Origin of the sequence: Streptomyces sp. WMMC940 (genome assembly GCF_027460265.1) — a bacterium.
Classification (GTDB): domain Bacteria; phylum Actinomycetota; class Actinomycetes; order Streptomycetales; family Streptomycetaceae; genus Streptomyces.
Genome location: NZ_JAPZBC010000001.1, coordinates 1923026 through 1940005, shown reverse-complemented (window position 1 = coordinate 1940005; position 16980 = coordinate 1923026). Strand labels below are relative to the sequence as shown.

Sequence of the window (16980 nt, the reverse complement as noted above, 5' to 3'; positions counted from 1 at the left end):
GGGGGGTGACCCCCGGACCACCGCACGAAAGAGGAGAAGGACCGGTGGCCGACAACGCGCGGGCCCGCAAGCTGGCCGATCGCATCCAGGTCGTGGTCGCGGAGACCCTGGACCGGCGAATCAAGGATCCGCGGCTGGGCTTCGTCACGATCACGGACGCCCGGGTCACCGGCGACCTGCGGGAGGCCACGGTCTTCTACACGGTGTACGGGGACGACGAGGAGCGAGCGGCGTCCGCCGCGGCGCTGGAGTCCGCCAAGGGCATCCTGAGGTCCGAGGTGGGCCGGCAGACCGGTGTCCGTTTCACGCCGAGCCTGACGTTCGTCCCGGACGCCCTCCCGGACAACGCCCGGACCATCGACGATCTGCTCGACAAGGCACGGGCCAAGGACGCGGAGGTCCGCCAGGCGTCCACGGGCAAGACCTACGCGGGCGAGGCCGACCCCTACCGCAAGCCGGAGGACGAGGACAGGGACGAGGACGCGGCCTCCGAATGAGCCAGCACAGCGACACCGCCCCCGCCGCCACCGGGAGCGCCACCCGCGACGGCCTCGTCATCGTCGACAAGCCGGCCGGCTTCACCTCCCACGACGTCGTCGCCAAGATGCGCGGCATCGCGCGCACCCGCCGGGTCGGGCACGCGGGCACACTGGACCCGATGGCGACCGGCGTGCTCGTCCTGGGCGTCCAGAAGGCCACCAAGCTGCTCGGCCATCTGGCACTCACCGAGAAGGAGTACCTCGGGACGATCCGGCTCGGCCAGAACACCGTCACCGACGACGCGGAGGGCGAGGTCACCTCGTCCACCGTCGCCTCGGGCATCGCCCGGGACGCCATCGACGCCCAGGTCGCCGAACTGACCGGCGACATCATGCAGGTGCCGTCGAAGGTCAGCGCCATCAAGATCGACGGCAAGCGGTCCTACGCGCGGGTGCGCGGCGGCGAGGAGTTCGACATCCCCGCACGTCCGGTCACGGTCTCGCAGTTCACCGTCCACGACGTCCGCGAGGCCGTCGCCGAGGACGGCACCCCGGTGACCGACCTCGTCGTCTCGGTGGTCTGCTCCTCCGGCACCTACGTCAGGGCCCTCGCCCGCGACCTCGGCGCCGGGCTCGGCGTCGGGGGACATCTGACCGCGCTACGCCGCACCCGCGTCGGTCCGTACAAGCTCGACGCGGCCAGGACGCTCGACCAGCTCCAGGAGGAGCTGACGGTCATGCCGATCGGCGAGGCCGCCGCGGCGGCGTTCCCGCGCTGGGACGTCGACGCCGAACGAGCCCGGCTGCTGCTCAACGGCGTACGCCTCGACATGCCGGAGTACCCCACGCGGGGTCCGGTCGCCGTCTTCGGACCCGAGGAACGGTTCCTGGCCCTGGTCGAGCAGCAACGCGGCAAGGCGAAGAGCCTCGCGGTCTTCGGCTGACGGCCGGTACCCCTCCGGGCCGCAGGGACGTCCATCGTGGAGCGGGCAGGGCCCCTGCCCGCTCCACGATCCCCCTCGGAGGGTGTCTATCCGTCCCGCAGCGGGGATTCACCCCAACGGGCAGGCGCTCGGAGTGCATCGGGGGTGCACTCGGGGGCGCGTTCGTCCGGTGGCCTTCTCCCGGTGATCAACACCGGCCTACCGTCGGAACCATGGGACGCGGGGACCTGGCGACGCTGGTGCGCATCTGTGATCCGGCGGGCCGGCCGTGCGGGACCGGCTTCGCCGTGGACGACCGGGGCACGGTCGTCACCAGCCATGAGGCCGTCGAAGGACTCGACCGGATCGTGCTGCGCGTGCCCGGCGGCGGAACCGGGGTCGCCGAGGGCGTCACGCTCCTTCCCGAAGCGGATCTCGCACTCGTCCGTACCACGGGGCTCGGCCTGAGACCCCTGCCCGTCGCCGTCCGCGACCGGCTCGAGGACGGGACGTATGTGCGCATTCCGGCCGGCGGCTGGCGCGAGGCGCGCGTCCTCGGGGAGATCCCGGCCACGTACACGGTGGCAGGCCGTGCGCACCGGCTCGACGGCGTACTCGAATTGGCCGTCGGCACCGAGGGAAGCGACGCCCTGGGCCCCGGCGGTACGGCCACGGGCGGACCGGTGGTGGACACCCGGACCGGCTCCGTCGTGGCCGTCCTCGCGGGTACCGCACCCGCCACGGGACACCCCGTGGCGGGACTCGCCGTACCCCTGCGCACGGCCGCCGCGAGCGACCCCGCCGGGCCGCTCGCCGCGCTGCTGCGGCACAACGCCCGGACCGTCGCCGGGTTCGGGGCCGATCTCAATCTCGCCGGCGCCCGGCGGCTCGCCGCCGTGTCGCTCGGCCCCGCCCGCCCGGTCCGTGCCGGAGACGCCCGGTCCGAACCGGTCGAACGCCCCCACGTGGTGAGGGAGTTCGCCGAGTTCGAGGAGTCCCCGACGCTCGTCCTCGCCCTGACCGGCGCCCCCGGCAGCGGGCGGACCACCGAACTCGCCGCGCTCGCCACCCGTCGCGCCCACGGAACGGAACCGGCCGTCTCGATCTGGCTGCGCGGTGCCGACCTGTCGGCGGACGACCGCGGCCTTGCGGACGCCGTGGCCCGCGCGCTCGCGCGCTCCGGCCGGGTCGTCGCCGGTGTCACGGCCCATCGCAGCGGCCCCTGGGCGGTTCCCGCGGCCGGCGCCGAGGCCGCACCGGACCATGTGGCACGGGTCGCCCGGGAGGCCGGCCGGCCGCTCTTCGTCCTCCTCGACGGCCCCGAGGAGATGCCCGCCGCCCTGGCCGCCCGGCTCCCCGACTGGACGGCGGAGACGACGCGATGGCTGCGCGGGCACGGCGTACGGCTCGTCCTCGCCTCCCGGCCCGAGTACTGGGAACGGACGGCCCCGCTGTACCCGGCGGCCGACATGCGACGGCCCGCCCTGCACCTCGGCCCGCTGACCGAGCGGGAGGCCGAGCGGGCAAGGACGCGCCTCGGACTCCCGGCCGCTGCGCCGGCGGCCGCGGACGCCCGCCATCCGCTGGCCCTGACGCTGCTCGCGGAGGTGCGGGAAGCACTGCCCGGCGACGTTCCGGGGCAGCCGTCGCGCGAGGACGTCCTCTCGGCACACACGGACCTGATGTGCCTGCGGGCCGCGACCCGGATCGCCGGGGCCGCGGGGACGGAGCCGGACGCGGCCGCGGTGCGCCGGCTGGCGGCCCGGGTGGCCGGGCGGGTACACGAGGCCGCGCGGCACTGTCTCGGCCGGGGGGAGGGCGGACTCGACCGGGAGACCTTCGGGGACCTCTTCCCCTGGCGTACGGGCTGGGCGTCCGCGGTGCTCGCCACGGGACTGCTGGTGCCCGCCGGCGGCGGCTACCGCTTCGCCCACGAGGAAGTCGCCGAGTGGCTGCAGGCGGCGCACCTCGACGTGGACACGGTCCTGCATCCGCTGCTGCGCCGCACGGACCCCGCCGCCTCGGACGAGGGCGCACCGGCCCTGCCCCGGCACCGGAAGGGCACGGTCGTCCAGGCCCTGTTGCTGCTGGACCGCCGATCCGGGGAGCCCGCACTGGCACCGCGGCTCTCGGCGCTGGTCGACGTCCTCGACGGGCTGGACGGCTCGTCGGGATCCGGCGTGTCGGCGAACCTGGGCGCGCTCGACGGACCCGGCGGCTCCGACGGCAGGACCGACCCGGGGTTCGGGCCGGGTGCGGAGGTCCGCTGGTGGGCCGCCGGACTGCTCCGGGAGACGTTGCTGCGCGTGCCGCATGCCCGCCGGTACCTCGGTGTGCTGCGCACCCTGGCGGACCGCATCACCCGGCGCTCGCTGCGGCCGGGCGGCTCGCGCCGTCCGGCCGGACTCGGCGAGTTCGGCCCCTCGTTCTGGCAGGCGCTGCACATCGGCGAGGACGAACGCATCGACCTGCTGCGCCGTCTCGTCCCGGCCGACGGGCCCCCGGAGCGCGCCGGGACCGGCCGGGGCGGCGCGCTGAAGGGCACCGCTGCCCCGATGGACGGCGCGTCGTCGGGTCACCCGGACGCCGGCCCGGCCGGCGCGCTGCCCGGGGGTGCGGGCCCGGCCGGTTCGCCGCGGGGCGATCTAGGGGTGGGGGTGGGCGAGGTGCTGGGTGCCGGCCCGGCCGGCGCGCCGAACGGCACCCGTCCCGCTGCCGGCGGCCGACGGCACGGGGAACCCGTCGCCGCCCGGCCGCCCCGCTATCTGGACGCGGTCGCCGAACGCCTGGCCCGTTCGCCGCGAGCCGTCCAGCCGCTGCTCTGCCGGTGGTTCACCGACGACCGGCCGCTGCCCGCCGCGCCCGGCGCCGCCATCAGGCCCACCGTCGCCGCGGCGGCCCAGGCGCTCCTCCACACCCACCGCGGGCGGGCCGTCGACGATCTCTGCGAGGCGCTCGTCAGTACCGTGCACCCCCGTGCCCGGGAGCTTCTGGCCGCGCTCGCCGAGGACGAGCCGTCCGCCGTCTGCCGGGCCGTCGACCGCTGGGCCCACGACGACACCCGCCCGGCACGCCGGCTCGCCGCGGCCACCTACGCCGCCGTGGTGGCGGCCCACGTCACCGGCGAGGGCGACCGGGACCTGCTCAGATACGCGGCGCTCGCGCTGCTCGCCCGGCCCGCCGACACCGCTCTGCACGGCGCGGCGCTGGCCGTCCTCGTCCGCGACCCGCGCAGCCGGCCCTGCTACCTCGCGCGGGCACTGGAGGCGTATCGCGACCACGACCCGGGAGTCCCCGCAGACGTTCTCGTCAGTGCGGCAACGACCCACCCCGAGCCGGTGTTCGCCGCCTTCCGCGCGGCACTGCGCCGACCGGGCGACGGGGCGGGCGATGTGCTGCGGGCTCTCGCGGGACTCGGCACGCCCGCGCTGGCCCGCCGTGCCGCCGGGCTGGTGAGCGAGTACGTGGGCCTGCGGCCCGCCGGCGCCCCGGACGCGGCGGCCTTCGTCGGGCTCAGGCTGCGGCAGGGCGCGTCGGCGCGAGCCGTGCTCCTGCCGCTCGTCGTGGACCTGCTGCGCGGCCGCCCCGTGCAGGTACGGTGCGCGGTCGCCGCCGTGCTCGGGACACCGGGAGGCCCTGCCGGCGAGCCGTTGCGCACCGAGCTGCTGGACGTCCTCCTGGAGCACGAGCGGTACGCGGGCGGGGACCCGGAGGTCCTGGACACCCTGCTCCAGGCAGCCGTGTGCGCGCCGGGAAGGCGGCCGGCGGGTCCCCGTGTCCGCGAACTGGTCCATCGTGTCGGCCTCCTCCTCGTGCGCACTCCGGAGGGCGCGAACCGCTTCGACCGCCGACTGGTCGAGCTGGCCCGCCAGGTGCCCGGATTCGCCACCGAGGTGGTGACGTGGCAGGCCGCGGCGCCGCAGGAGTGGGCGGTGGTGATCGGACCCAGCACACGCCGGACGCTGGAGGCGTTGAGCAGCCAGGTGCCGATGCCGACGGCGCTCCGCGGGCATGGCAGTCTTAGACCTGCGTAAGAAGTCATCCTTGCGTACACAGGTTCGATGATTCGGGTTCGGGCGAGGAGCGGTCACAGTGCAGCGCTGGCGTGGCTTGGAGGACATCCCCCAGGACTGGGGGCGCAGCGTCGTCACCATCGGTTCCTACGACGGCGTGCACCGCGGCCACCAGCTGATCATCGGGCGGGCCGTGGAGCGGGCCCGCGAGCTGGGCGTGCCGTCGGTCGTGGTCACGTTCGACCCGCACCCGAGCGAGGTCGTCCGCCCCGGCAGCCACCCGCCGCTGCTCGCTCCGCACCACCGGCGTGCCGAGCTGATGGCGGAGCTGGGTGTGGACGCGGTGCTGATCCTGCCGTTCACCGCCGAGTTCTCGAAGCTGTCGCCCGCCGACTTCATCGTGAAGGTGCTCGTGGACAAACTCCGCGCCCGCGCGGTCATCGAGGGACCCAACTTCCGCTTCGGCCACAAGGCGGCCGGCAACGTCGACTTCCTGGCCGAACTCGGCCGCACCTACGACTACGAGGTCGAGGTGGTCGACCTGTTCGTGCGGGGCGAGGCCGGCGGCGGCGAGCCCTTCTCGTCGACGCTGACCCGGCGGCTGATCGCCGAGGGCGACGTCGAGGGGGCGGCGGAGATCCTGGGCCGTCCGCACCGGGTGGAGGGCGTCGTCGTCCGCGGCGCCCAGCGCGGCCGTGAGCTCGGCTATCCGACGGCCAACGTGGAGACGCTGCCGCACACCGCGATCCCCGCGGACGGTGTCTACGCGGGCTGGCTCACCGCCGGCGGCGAGCGGATGCCCGCCGCTATCTCCGTGGGCACCAACCCGCAGTTCGACGGCACCGAGCGGACCGTCGAGGCCTACGCGATCGACCGCGTCGGCCTCGACCTGTACGGGCTCCACGTGGCCGTCGACTTCCTCGCCTATGTACGCGGCATGGCGAAGTTCGAGTCCGTCGAGGCCCTTCTCGACGCCATCGCCGCCGATGTGAAGCGCGCGCGCGAACTGACCGCGGAGTACGACGCGTAGGGTGCCACGGCCCCGCGCCCGGGAGCCAGGGCGCGAGCGGGCCAGGTGTCATCTCGCCCCGTGCCCGCCCGTCGGTCCGTTCGGACCGGTCATCGGGCGGTGCGGACCCGTTCGCCGGCGCCTCACGCCCCCGCCGGGTCCGCCCTGCCACCGTCGAGGCCGCCCCGGGGAGCCGCGCCGGCCGAGACCGCCCAGTGGCAGGCCACCGCAGCCGTCGAGTCCCCGGCGAGGACCGGCAGATCCTCCGTACGGCACCGGTCCGCGACACCGGCGGCGTCGGCCGCTCCCGAGGCGAGGACCTGGCAGCGGGGGTGGAAGCGGCAACCGGGCGGTACGCGGGACGGGTCCGGCGGTTCGCCGGAGAGGACCACCGGCGCCACCGCCGACTCCGGAAGCACCGACAACATCGCCTGTGTGTAGGGATGCTGAGGCCGTGTCAATACGTCTTCCACCGTTCCCGTCTCCACGATGCGCCCCAGATACATCACCGCGACCCGGTCCGCGACGTTCCAGGCCAGGCCCAGGTCATGGGTCACCACCAGTGCGGAGAGGCCCAGTTCATCGCGCAGACGCAGGAGCAGCGCCAGGATCTCGCCGCGTACCGAGGCGTCCAGGGAGGCCACCGGCTCGTCGGCCACGATGAGTTCGGGCCGAAGGGCCAGCGCGCCCGCGATCACCACACGCTGGCGCTGGCCCCCGGACAGCTCGTGCGGATAGCGCAGGAAGAACCGCTCCGGCGGCCGCAGACCCGCGCGCGCGAGCGCCTCCGCGACGGCCTCCCGCTCGTCGCCGTCGTACCCGTGGATCCGCAGCCCCTCCGCCACCGCCTCGTACACGGTGTGCCGGGGGTTGAGCGATCCGCTCGGGTCCTGCAGCACCAGCTGCACCCGCTTGCGGTACGCCTTCAGCGCCCGGGAGTCATGGGTGAGCGGCGCACCGCCGAAGGACACCCGCCCCGTCTCCGGCCGTACGAGACCGAGCAGCGTCCGCGCCAGGGACGTCTTGCCGCAGCCGGACTCGCCGACCAGCGCGACGATCTCCCCGGCGCCGACGTCCAGATCGACCCCGTCGACGGCGCGCGCCGCAGCGGCTCCGCGCCGGCCGGGGAAGGACACCCGGACACCGGAGGCCGACAGCAGCGGGACGGCTGCGGTGTCGGGGGACACCCCCCTCCGGTCCGTGCCGGTCTCGTCGACAGCGCTCATGCTTCCTCCCGCACACCGACGCGCACACAGGCCGCGAGCCTGTCCGGACCGGCCTCGCGCAGCTCCTGCTCGTCCCGGCCGCACACCTCCAGGGCCACGGGGCAGCGCGGATGGAACGTACAGCCCCCCGGCAGCGCCGACGGGTCGGGCGGGTCGCCCGGCAGCCCGCGCGGGGCCCGGCGCGACGCGGGATCCCCGATGCGCGGGAACGCCGATGACAGCGCCCGGCCGTAGGGGTGCTCCGCCGCGTCGTACACGGCGCGGGCCGGGCCCTCCTCCACCACCCGGCCCGCGTACATCACGGCGAGGCGGTCGCAGGTGCCGGCCAGCACCGCGAGATCGTGACTGATCATCAGCAATCCGATGTCCTTCCCGGACACGAGCTGTTCGACCAGCCGGAGGATCTGTGCCTGGACCATCACGTCCAGCGCGGTCGTCGGCTCGTCGGCGACCAGCAGTCGGGGGTCGCAGGCCAGTGCCATCGCGATCATCACGCGCTGCCGTTGCCCGCCGGACAGTTCGTGCGGGTACGCCGACGCGCGCGAGGCCGGCAGCCCCACCTGCTCCAGCAGTTCACCGACCCGCCGACGCGCGGCCCCGTTCGTCGCACGGCCGTGCAGGAGCACCGGCTCCGCGATCTGGTCCCCGACGCGGTGCACCGCGTTCAGCGAGTGCATGGCCCCCTGGAAGACGACGGACGCCCCCGCCCACCGCACCGCCCGCAGCCGGCCCCACTTCATGGTGAGCACGTCCTCGCCGTCCAGCAGGATCTCGCCGGACAGCCGGGCCGATCCCGGCAGCAGCCGCAGCAGCGCCAGGGCCAGCGTCGACTTCCCGCAGCCCGACTCGCCCGCCACCCCCAGCTTCCGCCCGGCGGCGAGCTTGAGGTCGACCCCGCGCACGGCCGGGACGGCGGACGCCCCGGACCCGTAGGTCACCCGCAGGTCCCTGATCTCCAGCAGACTCAACGGGCCACCCCCAGCCTGGGGTTGAGGACGGACTCGACGGCCCGCCCGCACAGGGTGAACGCCAGCGCCACCAGCGCGACGGCGATCCCGGGCGGTGCGAGGTACCACCAGTGGCCCGACGACACCGCGCCCGCCTCCCGGGCGTCCTGGAGCATGCCGCCCCATGACACCACCGACGGGTCGCCGAGCCCGAGGAACGCCAGCGTCGCCTCGGTGAGGATGGCGGTGGAGATGCCGAGCGTCGTCTGGGCCAGCACCAGAGGCATCACGTTGGGCAGCACATGGCGGGTCATGATGTGCCGGTGGCCCCCGCCCAGGGCTCTCGCGCGCTCGATGTACGGCCGCGACTCGACCGCGATCGTCTGTGCGCGCACCAGCCGCGCCGTCGTCGGCCAGGTCGTGACCCCGATGGCCAGGATCACCGTCCACACGCTCCGCGACAGCACCGTGGCCAGCACGATCGCCAGGACCAGGGTCGGCATCACGAGGAACCAGTCGGTGATCCTCATGACGACCGTGGAGAACCAGCCGCCGTAGTGCCCGGCGACGATGCCCACGAGCGTACCGATGGCCACCGACAGCACGGCGGCGAGCAGGCCCACGGTGAGCGAGATACGGGCGCCCCAGACGAGCAGCCCGAGCAGCGAGCGCCCGAACCGGTCCGTCCCGAGGGGGAAGGCGCCGCTCGGCGACTCCAGTGCCCTGCCGGGTGCGTGGGTGACGCTCTGGACGTCGGTGCCGACCAGCAGCGGCGCGGCGACGGCGATCAGGGCGAGCAGTGCCAGACCGGCGAGGCCCACGACCCCGGCCCGGTGGGTGCGGTACCGGTGCCAGAAGCGCGCGACCGAGGCGCGTCGGCGCGCCCAGTGCAGTGACCTCGTCATCGGCCCACCCTCGGGTCGAGCAGCGGATAGAGCAGGTCGGCGAGCAGGTTCATCAGGATCATCGCCCCCGCGAAGACCACGAACAGCCCCTGCACCAGAGGTAGATCGGGGACGCTGAGCGCCTGGTAGAACAGCCCGCCGAGCCCGGGCCAGGAGAAGACCGTCTCGACGAGGATCGACCCGGCCGCCACATGTCCGAGGTTGATGAACACCATCGTCACCGTCGGCAGCAGGGCGTTGGGAACCGCGTGCCGTCGCCGCACGTCGTCGTCCCGCAACCCCTTGGCCCGGGCCGTCGTCAGATAGTCGCCGCCCATCTCGTCGAGCAGCGAGGACCGCATCACCAGCAGCGTCTGCGCGTAACCGACGGCCACCAGCGTCAGCACCGGCAGCACCATGTGGTGCGCGACGTCGAGCACGTACGCGACACCGGACGTGCCACCCGATTCCATCCCGCCGGTCGGGAACACGCCCGGCACCGGTCCGATCCCCACCGAGAAGGTGATGATCAGCAACAGCCCGAGCCAGAACGACGGCACCGACCACAACGTCAGCGCCACGCCCGTGTTCAGCCGGTCACCGAGACCGCCGTGCCGCCACGCCGAGCGCGTACCGAGCCACAGCCCGAGCGCCGAGTAGATGACCACCGCCACACCGGTGAGCAGCAGCGTCGCCGGGAGCTTCTGGGCGATGAGCTCCCCGACCGGCGCACGGAACTGGTACGACATGCCGAGGTCGCCCGTCAGCGCGCCGGCGCAGTACTCGGTGAACTGCCGCCACAGGGGCAGGTCGAGCCCGAACTGCCGCCTCAGCGTCTCCAGTTGCTCGGCACTGGTCGGCATGCCGTGCGTCATCGCCTTGACCGGGTCACCGGGGACGATCCGGAAGAGGAAAAAGCTGGTCACGAGGACGGCGAACAGCGACACGACCGCGCCACAGAGTTTGCCGGCGAGGTACGCCGGATAGGCGGCCGCCTTCGCGCCGGACGTCCGGGCGCCGCGGCCGCCGGGGGAACCGGGCGACGGCGCCACGACCTTCATCTCGACCCCGGAGGTGCCCGGTGGGGCGGCACCCGCCGGGGCGTCCGGGGCGTCCGGGGCGTCGGGGGAGGAGCCGGAGGAGCTCGTGGTGCTGCTCATCGGGCTACTCGCGGTCGTCGGCGGTGGCACGGCGGCGCCGACTGGTGAGGACGCCGACCGCTATGACCAGGACGACCGAGATCCCGATGCCGATCGCGACGGCGGCGGACGAGCCGCCGCCGCCCGAGGCCGCCCGGCCCGCGGCGGCGGGCTCGGCGGACCACCAGCTCCAGTAGCCGTCCTGCCCGTACAGGTTGCCCGCGGCCTCGGGCATCGTCGTGATGGACTTGATCTGGTCGGTGCGATAGGCCTCGAGCGCGTTCGGGTACACCATGACGTTCATGAGGCCGGTGTCGTACAGCCGGGACTGCATCTGCCGGACCAGGTCGCCGCGCCTGGCCGTGTCGTACTCCACCGCCTGCTGTGCGTACAGCTGGTCGAACCGCTCGTCGCAGATGAAGTTGTCCGTGGCGCCGGTGTCCCCGGGGGTCGCGGGCAGGGCCGAGCAGGTGTGGATGGACAGGACGAAGTCCGGGTCGGGATTCACCGACCAGCCGTCGAACGCCAGGTCGTAGTCACCCTTGAGCCACGGGTCGGACACGTTGTCGCGGCAGTCGACCTTCAGCCCGATGCCGAGGTCCCCCCACCACTCCTGGAGGTACTTGCCGACCGCCTTGTCGTTGGGGTCGGTGGCGTGGCACAGGATGCGGAAGTCCAGCGGCCGGCCGTCCTTGCCCGTCCGCTTGCCGCTGCCGTTCTTCCGGTAACCGGCCGCGTCGAGCAGGGCGGCGGCCTTCGCCGGGTCGTGCGCGATCCGCTGGGAGGCGTCCGGCCTCCAGAAGTACCGGGCGAAACGGGGCGGGATGTATCCTTCGCCCTCCACGGCATGACCCTGGAACACCTTCTCGACGATGGCCCGCCGGTCGACGGCGTGGAACAGGGCCTTGCGCACGACCGGATCGAGCAGCGCGGGGTGCCCGCTGCCGAACCGGCCGCCGTTCTTCGCCCGTGCGCCGGGGTTGGCGGCCAGCGCGAAGAATCGACGCCCCGGTGCGTCGTTGACCTTGATGTTCTCGGCGTCCTCCAGGGAGGCGGCCTGTGCCGGGGTGAGATTGGGGACGAAGGACACCTCCCCCTTGCGCAGCGCGGCGACCGCGGCGTCACCGTCCTTGTAGTACCGGAAGACGAGCTCGTCGAACTTCGGTGCACCGCGCCAGAAGTCCTTGTTGGGCTTCAGCCGGATGTACTGGTCGACCTTGAAGTCGGTCAGGACGAACGGCCCGTTGCCCACGATCGGGAACGCCGTGTCGTTGTTGAACGTCGAGAAGTCGCCGACCTTCTCCCAGATGTGCTTCGGCACGATCGGGACGTCCAGCGCCGTCATGTTGGCCTGGGGCTTCTTGAGCCGGATGACGAGCGTCGTGGGGTCCGGGGCCGTGACCTCGGCGAAGTTGGCCGTGAAACTGCCGTTGGCGGTCGCGGCGTTCGGGTCCTTCATCATCTTGTTGAAGGTCCAGGCCGCGTCCTCGGCGGTGGCGGGCCTGCCGTCGGACCAGGTGGAGTCCCCGCGGATCGTGTACGTCCACGTCAGCTTGTCCGGGGACGGGCTCCAGGCGGTGGCCAGACCGGGTACCGGGCGCGCGTCACCGGGGTCGTAGTTCGTCAGGTACTCGTAGATCAGCCGGTGGACGCTGGTGGAGACGAGTCGCTGCGCGAGAAACGGGCTGAGGGAGTCGACGCTCTGCGAGACGGCCACGGTCAGGACGTTGTCCGCCCCTTCCTTGTCGTCGCTCTTGCCGTCGTCCTGTTTCGTGCCGGTGCCGACCTGGCTCGTCCGGCCTTCCGTGAGCTGCCCGGTGCCGTGCGCGGCACGCGCTGCCCGGGGCTGGGCCTGGGCCTGCGCCGGTGTCTGCGGTGGTACGGCGGAGAGCGCGGAGGCCGCGATACCGGAGGCGAGCAGCAGCCGCAGCAGGCGACGCGGGCGACGGCCCGTCCGCGAGTGGAAGGGGCGGTTCGGGCGGGAGGAGCGGTGCGGAGCCGTTGTGATCATGGGACGTTGACCTCGTGTCGTAACTCGCATGGAGGAGGCACGTGGATCTTCTGGGCGCCAACTGGTGATGCGAGGTCTATCAGCGTGGTCCAGACGAGTCAACGATGCCGTGACACCGCGTCAAAACCCTTGTTGGCTGCGTGAACGCCGAAGGGCCCGCACCGCCGAGCACGGTGCGGGCCCTCATTGGTCTGAACCGCTGACGCCCTACTGCTGAGAGGCCGGCGGCGCCTGCGGCGGCTGTTGCCCGGGGTAGCCGTAGCCGTAACCGCCGGGCGGGACCGGTCCTTGGGGATCGCCCTGAACCGGCCGGCCGGAGGTCCCGCCCTGTGCAGGCGGCTGGGCCGGCTGACCCGGCTGGGCCGGTTGGGGAGGTTGCGCGGGGAAGGCTCCGGGCTGCGCCTGCGGCGGCCCGGCCGGGTTCGGCACGGGGTGCGCCTGGGGCGGCGGCGTCTGCTGCCACGGCTGCTGCCCGCCCTGCATCGGCCCGCCGTACGGCGGCTGACCGCCATGGGGAGCCTGTCCCCCGAACGGAGGCTGACCGCCCTGCGGAGGCTGTCCGGAGAACTGCGGAGAGTGACCGCCCCGCGGAGGCCGGCCGGGATGCTGCGGACCGCCCGGCTGGGGCGGCTGACCGGGGTGCTGCGGAGGCTGCCCGGCATGCTGTGGCTGCTGGGGGTCCGGCGCGTACGGAAGGCCCGGCTGCGGCGGGCCCCCGTACGGCTGGTTGGGCATCGGCGGTGCCATGTGCGGCGGCTGGTGGCCCTGGCCGGCGGAGGTCCACAGGCCCTGCGCCTGCTGGGCCCGGGCGAAGTCCTCCGCGACCATCGCGGACAGGTTGAAGTACGCCTCACGCGTCTTCGGGCGCATCATGTCCAGGTCGACCTCCGCGCCCGCGGAGAGATGCTCGTCGAACGGCACGACCACGACACCGCGGCAACGGGTCTCGAAGTGCTGCACGATGTCCTCGACCTTGATCATCTTCCCGGTCTCGCGGACTCCGGAGATGACGGTGATCGAGCGCTGCACCAGTTCCGCGTACCCGTGGGCCGAGAGCCAGTCGAGCGTCGTGCTCGCGCTGCTCGCGCCGTCCACGGACGGGGTGGAGATGATGATCAGCTGGTCGGCGAGATCCAGCACGCCCCGCATCGCGCTGTAGAGGAGACCGGTCCCGGAGTCGGTGAGGATGATCGGGTACTGCTTGCCCAGCACGTCGATCGCGCGGCGGTAGTCCTCGTCGTTGAACGTGGTCGAGACCGCCGGGTCCACGTCATTGGCGATGATCTCCAGGCCGGAGGGCGCCTGCGAGGTGAACCGGCGGATGTCCATGTACGAGTTGAGGTACGGGATCGCCTGGACCAGGTCGCGGATGGTCGCGCCGGTCTCGCGCCGCACCCGTCGCCCGAGCGTGCCGGCGTCGGGGTTGGCGTCGATCGCCAGGATCTTGTCCTGCCGCTCGGTGGCCAGGGTGGAGCCGAGCGCGGTGGTGGTCGTCGTCTTGCCGACGCCACCCTTGAGGCTGATGACGGCGATCCGGTAGCAGGACAGCACCGGTGTGCGGATCAGGTCGAGCTTGCGCTGCCGCTCGGCCTCCTCCTTCTTGCCGCCGATCCTGAACCGGGCCGAGGCCGAGGGGTGGCGGCTCGACTTGGCCTTGGGCTTGGTGTTCCGCAGCAGACGGTCGGACGAGAGCTCCACCGCCGCGGTGTATCCCAGCGGAGCACCCGGAACGGCACGCTCGCGCTGGTCGTGCGCGACGGGCTGGGGCCAGGCCGCACCGGTCCGCGGGTCGACCGGGCCCGCCGGGGGCTGCTGTATCTGCCCGTGGGGATGCGGTTGTCCGGGCCCCTGGCCCTGCTGTTCCGGCGACTGCTGCGCGGGCAGCGGGGGAGCGGCCGGCACCGGGAGGTGCGGCGGCTGCCCGCCCTGGGGCGCCTGGTGCGGCAGAGGGGCGGGGACTCCGGCCTGCCGGGCCCCCTGCGGGAAGCCGTAACCGGCCTGCGGGGGCCGGGCGTCGGGGCCCGGAGCGGCAGGCGGAAGCGGAGCACCGGACTGCTGCGCCTGGGGCAGCGGACCGTTGGCAGGCTGGGGGAAGCCGTAACCGGTCTGCGGCGCGGCCGGGTTGGGGTTCTGTGCGCCCTGCCGGGGCTGCTGGTGCGCCTGCTGGGGGAAGCCGTAACCGGTTTGCGGGGTGACGGGGTTCCGGTCCTGGACGCCCGGCGGCGGGAAGCCGTAACCGGGCTGACCGGGCGCCCCCGCGGTGGGCGACGGCGGTTCGGGCCGAACGGGCGACGGGTCCTGGGAGGCGGCGGCCGCGGGCCGGTCCGCGGACTGCGGCTGTACGGGCCACTGGGGCGCGGCGGGCGGCGCGGCGGGCGGGAAGGCCGGCGGCAGCGGTGGCAGACCGCCGCCGGCACCCTGCGCGGCGTCCGGAGCGGGAGCCCACGGCTGTGCGGCGGCCGGCGCCGGGGGGGCGTCCTGCGGCGTCACCACGGGGAGCGCGTCCTGCGGGGCGGCGGCCTCGTCGTGGACCGCGCCCTGCGGCGCTGCGTCGCCGGGCGCATTGTCGGCCGGCACGGTATCGGCGGGCGTGGCGTCGGCGGGAGCCGCGTCGGCCGGCCGGCGGTCGTGGGCGGTGTCGGACCGTTCTGCGTCGGGCTCGCCACCGGCGGACTCGCCCGCCTCGCGTTCGCCGTGTGCCGCCTGCGCGTCCCCGTCCTCAGCCGCAGGGTCGGCCTGGGGCGCGCCACCGTCGTCGCTCCGCGGACCGGCCGGGCTTCCGACCTCGGCCGCCTGGGCCCCGGCGGCCGTGCTGCCGCCGTTGTCCGCGGACCCGGACGCGTCCGCGCGTCCGCCTGGCGCCTCGCCTTCGGCCACGACGGAGTCGTCGTACCGGCCGGCGGCCTCCGAGGCCGGTGACGGAGCCCCGTCGGCAGCCCCGGCGGCCTCCTGATCCGCCGAGGCGGCCGCCGCCTCGCGTTCCGCGATCTCACGCTTCAGCGCGGCGGGGGAGAAGCGCATCGTCGCGCCGCTCTCCACATCGCCACCGCCGAACGGCTGCGCCGCCGCGTCTCCCGGAACGGCGGAGGCATCGGCGGGAGCCGGGTCACCCGGCGCGTCCCCGGTCGCGTGCGCCGGATCCCGGACCGGGCCCTGAGCCGGTGCCGGGGTCGGGGTCGGGGCTGGCTCGTGCGGCGGCGCGGGTGCCTGGTGGTGTGCCGGCCCGGCGGACGGAGCGGGCGGCTGATGGTGCGCCGGGGCGGGCGCCACCGGAGGCCAGTTGGGCTCGAAACCGCTGCCCGGAGGCAGGCCCGGCACGGCGACCGGAGCCCCGGACGGCGGCGGGGGAGTCGCCCCCTGCGCGGGGGAGCCGCCCGCCGTGTTCCCCGACGCGTTCTGCGTGTACCAGGCAGGCGGGGTGTAGTCGATGGTGAACTCACCCGTCATCTCCGAGGGCTCCGCGTCGGACTGATCGTCGACGGGCGTGTTCCAGCCCTCGCGGATCTCGTCCCGATCGCCGTTCACTTTGCCTCCTGTGGTCGAGCACCCTCGTGCCGTGGTGGGTGGGGGCGACCGTGACCGTCGTCGGTCCGCCCGGCTCTCCCCCGTACGACGCCGCGCACCTGCCCGCAGGTTCTTGCTGCGCCCTGACCCACCCTAATCGCCAACACCGACGGTACGGCAGGCCGGACCGTCCCCCGACGGCCGTCCGCCGCGTCACCCTCCGCCGCGGCCCACCCCCACGTGGCAGGCGGCGTCCGTGGCGGCAGGGCGAAACCGGCAAAGGCGTAGGCACCGGGGCACTCGAGGCGTCACAGGATCGACACATGCGCTGACGTCCGACCGTCCGCACCCACACCGTCGACCGCCGCCGGGGGACCCGCCCCGACCGAGCACCCGGCGCCGGGACTTGAGCGGTCAGGTCCGGCTGCCCCGGCACGGACCCCGAGCCGGGTTCCACGACCGGCCCAGGGCCCCGGCGCCGACCGGACTCGCCGCCGCGACCCCCGAGTGGAGCACGACTCGTCGCCCCGCCCTCAGCGCAGGTCGAACTCCCCGTCCCTGGCCCCGAGTACAAAGGCCCGCCACTCCGCCTCCGTGTACCGCAGCACGGTCTCCGGGTCCAGCGACGACCTCATCGCGACCGCACCGCCGGGCAGATACGCGATCTCGACGCGCTCCTCGTCCGGGCTGGTGCCGGGCGCGCCGTGCCACTCGACGCCGGAGATGTCGAGGGCGTAGAGCTCTTCCTTCTCTTGTGCGCTGCCCATGAGTCACGCTTCCTTTCGGTGGTGCCGAGAACCAAGTGCCCCGAACGGGCCCGGTCGTGCACCGTTCCCCACGAGATC

General features: G+C 74.0%; 11 protein-coding genes. 4 read left to right on the top strand and 7 right to left on the bottom strand.

Going from position 1 to position 16980, the window contains the following annotated elements; translation table 11 throughout:
- Positions 1-44 precede the first annotated feature (44 nt).
- The 4 genes from rbfA (at position 45) to O7595_RS08395 (ending at position 6445) form a co-directional block, all read left to right on the top strand.
- Positions 45-497, top strand: a complete 453-nt coding sequence (rbfA, locus tag O7595_RS08410) for a 30S ribosome-binding factor RbfA (RefSeq protein WP_269728103.1) — start codon at positions 45-47, stop codon at positions 495-497.
- Positions 494-1423 (top strand): tRNA pseudouridine(55) synthase TruB, encoded by a 930-nt coding sequence (gene truB, locus O7595_RS08405; protein WP_269728102.1) that lies wholly within the window; start codon positions 494-496, stop codon positions 1421-1423. Before rbfA ends, truB begins: the two co-directional genes overlap by 4 nt.
- A 212-nt stretch (positions 1424-1635) precedes the next feature.
- A complete protein-coding gene (locus O7595_RS08400; RefSeq protein ID WP_269728101.1) occupies positions 1636-5436 on the top strand; it encodes a trypsin-like peptidase domain-containing protein in 3801 nt (1266 codons plus the stop codon).
- Positions 5437-5494: 58 nt separating this feature from the next.
- Positions 5495-6445: a bifunctional riboflavin kinase/FAD synthetase gene (locus O7595_RS08395; RefSeq protein ID WP_269728100.1), complete on the top strand. Its 951-nt coding sequence runs from the start codon at positions 5495-5497 to the stop codon at positions 6443-6445.
- 122 nt (positions 6446-6567) lie between these two features.
- Here O7595_RS08395 and O7595_RS08390 read toward each other — a convergent pair whose 3' ends face one another.
- From O7595_RS08390 to O7595_RS08360, 7 genes are all read right to left on the bottom strand, one after another.
- Positions 6568-7650, bottom strand: coding sequence for an ABC transporter ATP-binding protein (locus tag O7595_RS08390; protein WP_269728099.1), 1083 nt, complete (start codon positions 7648-7650; stop codon positions 6568-6570).
- Positions 7647-8618, bottom strand: coding sequence for an ABC transporter ATP-binding protein (locus O7595_RS08385; protein WP_269728098.1), 972 nt, complete (start codon positions 8616-8618; stop codon positions 7647-7649). The genes O7595_RS08390 and O7595_RS08385 overlap by 4 nt, the downstream gene beginning before the upstream one ends.
- Positions 8615-9502, bottom strand: a complete 888-nt coding sequence (locus O7595_RS08380; protein WP_269728097.1) for an ABC transporter permease — start codon at positions 9500-9502, stop codon at positions 8615-8617. The genes O7595_RS08385 and O7595_RS08380 overlap by 4 nt, the downstream gene beginning before the upstream one ends.
- Positions 9499-10542: an ABC transporter permease gene (locus O7595_RS08375; protein WP_269732419.1), complete on the bottom strand. Its 1044-nt coding sequence runs from the start codon at positions 10540-10542 to the stop codon at positions 9499-9501. The genes O7595_RS08380 and O7595_RS08375 overlap by 4 nt, the downstream gene beginning before the upstream one ends.
- A gap of 103 nt (positions 10543-10645) precedes the next feature.
- Positions 10646-12631 (bottom strand): ABC transporter substrate-binding protein, encoded by a 1986-nt coding sequence (locus tag O7595_RS08370; protein WP_269728096.1) that lies wholly within the window; start codon positions 12629-12631, stop codon positions 10646-10648.
- 207 nt (positions 12632-12838) lie between these two features.
- Positions 12839-16156 (bottom strand): SCO5717 family growth-regulating ATPase, encoded by a 3318-nt coding sequence (locus tag O7595_RS08365; RefSeq protein ID WP_269728095.1) that lies wholly within the window; start codon positions 16154-16156, stop codon positions 12839-12841.
- Between the two features lie 512 nt (positions 16157-16668).
- Positions 16669-16902, bottom strand: coding sequence for a DUF397 domain-containing protein (locus O7595_RS08360; RefSeq protein ID WP_093653634.1), 234 nt, complete (start codon positions 16900-16902; stop codon positions 16669-16671).
- Between the last annotated feature and the right edge of the window lie 78 nt (positions 16903-16980).

Coding starts and splice junctions, on each gene's coding strand:
- truB (WP_269728102.1), top strand. CDS start 494: ATGAGCCAGCACAGCGACACCGCCCCCGCCGCCACCGGGAGCGCCACC.
- O7595_RS08400 (WP_269728101.1), top strand. CDS start 1,636: ATGGGACGCGGGGACCTGGCGACGCTGGTGCGCATCTGTGATCCGGCG.
- O7595_RS08390 (WP_269728099.1), bottom strand. CDS start 7,650: ATGAGCGCTGTCGACGAGACCGGCACGGACCGGAGGGGGGTGTCCCCC.
- O7595_RS08380 (WP_269728097.1), bottom strand. CDS start 9,502: ATGACGAGGTCACTGCACTGGGCGCGCCGACGCGCCTCGGTCGCGCGC.
- O7595_RS08375 (WP_269732419.1), bottom strand. CDS start 10,542: ATGAAGGTCGTGGCGCCGTCGCCCGGTTCCCCCGGCGGCCGCGGCGCC.
- O7595_RS08370 (WP_269728096.1), bottom strand. CDS start 12,631: ATGATCACAACGGCTCCGCACCGCTCCTCCCGCCCGAACCGCCCCTTC.
- O7595_RS08360 (WP_093653634.1), bottom strand. CDS start 16,902: ATGGGCAGCGCACAAGAGAAGGAAGAGCTCTACGCCCTCGACATCTCC.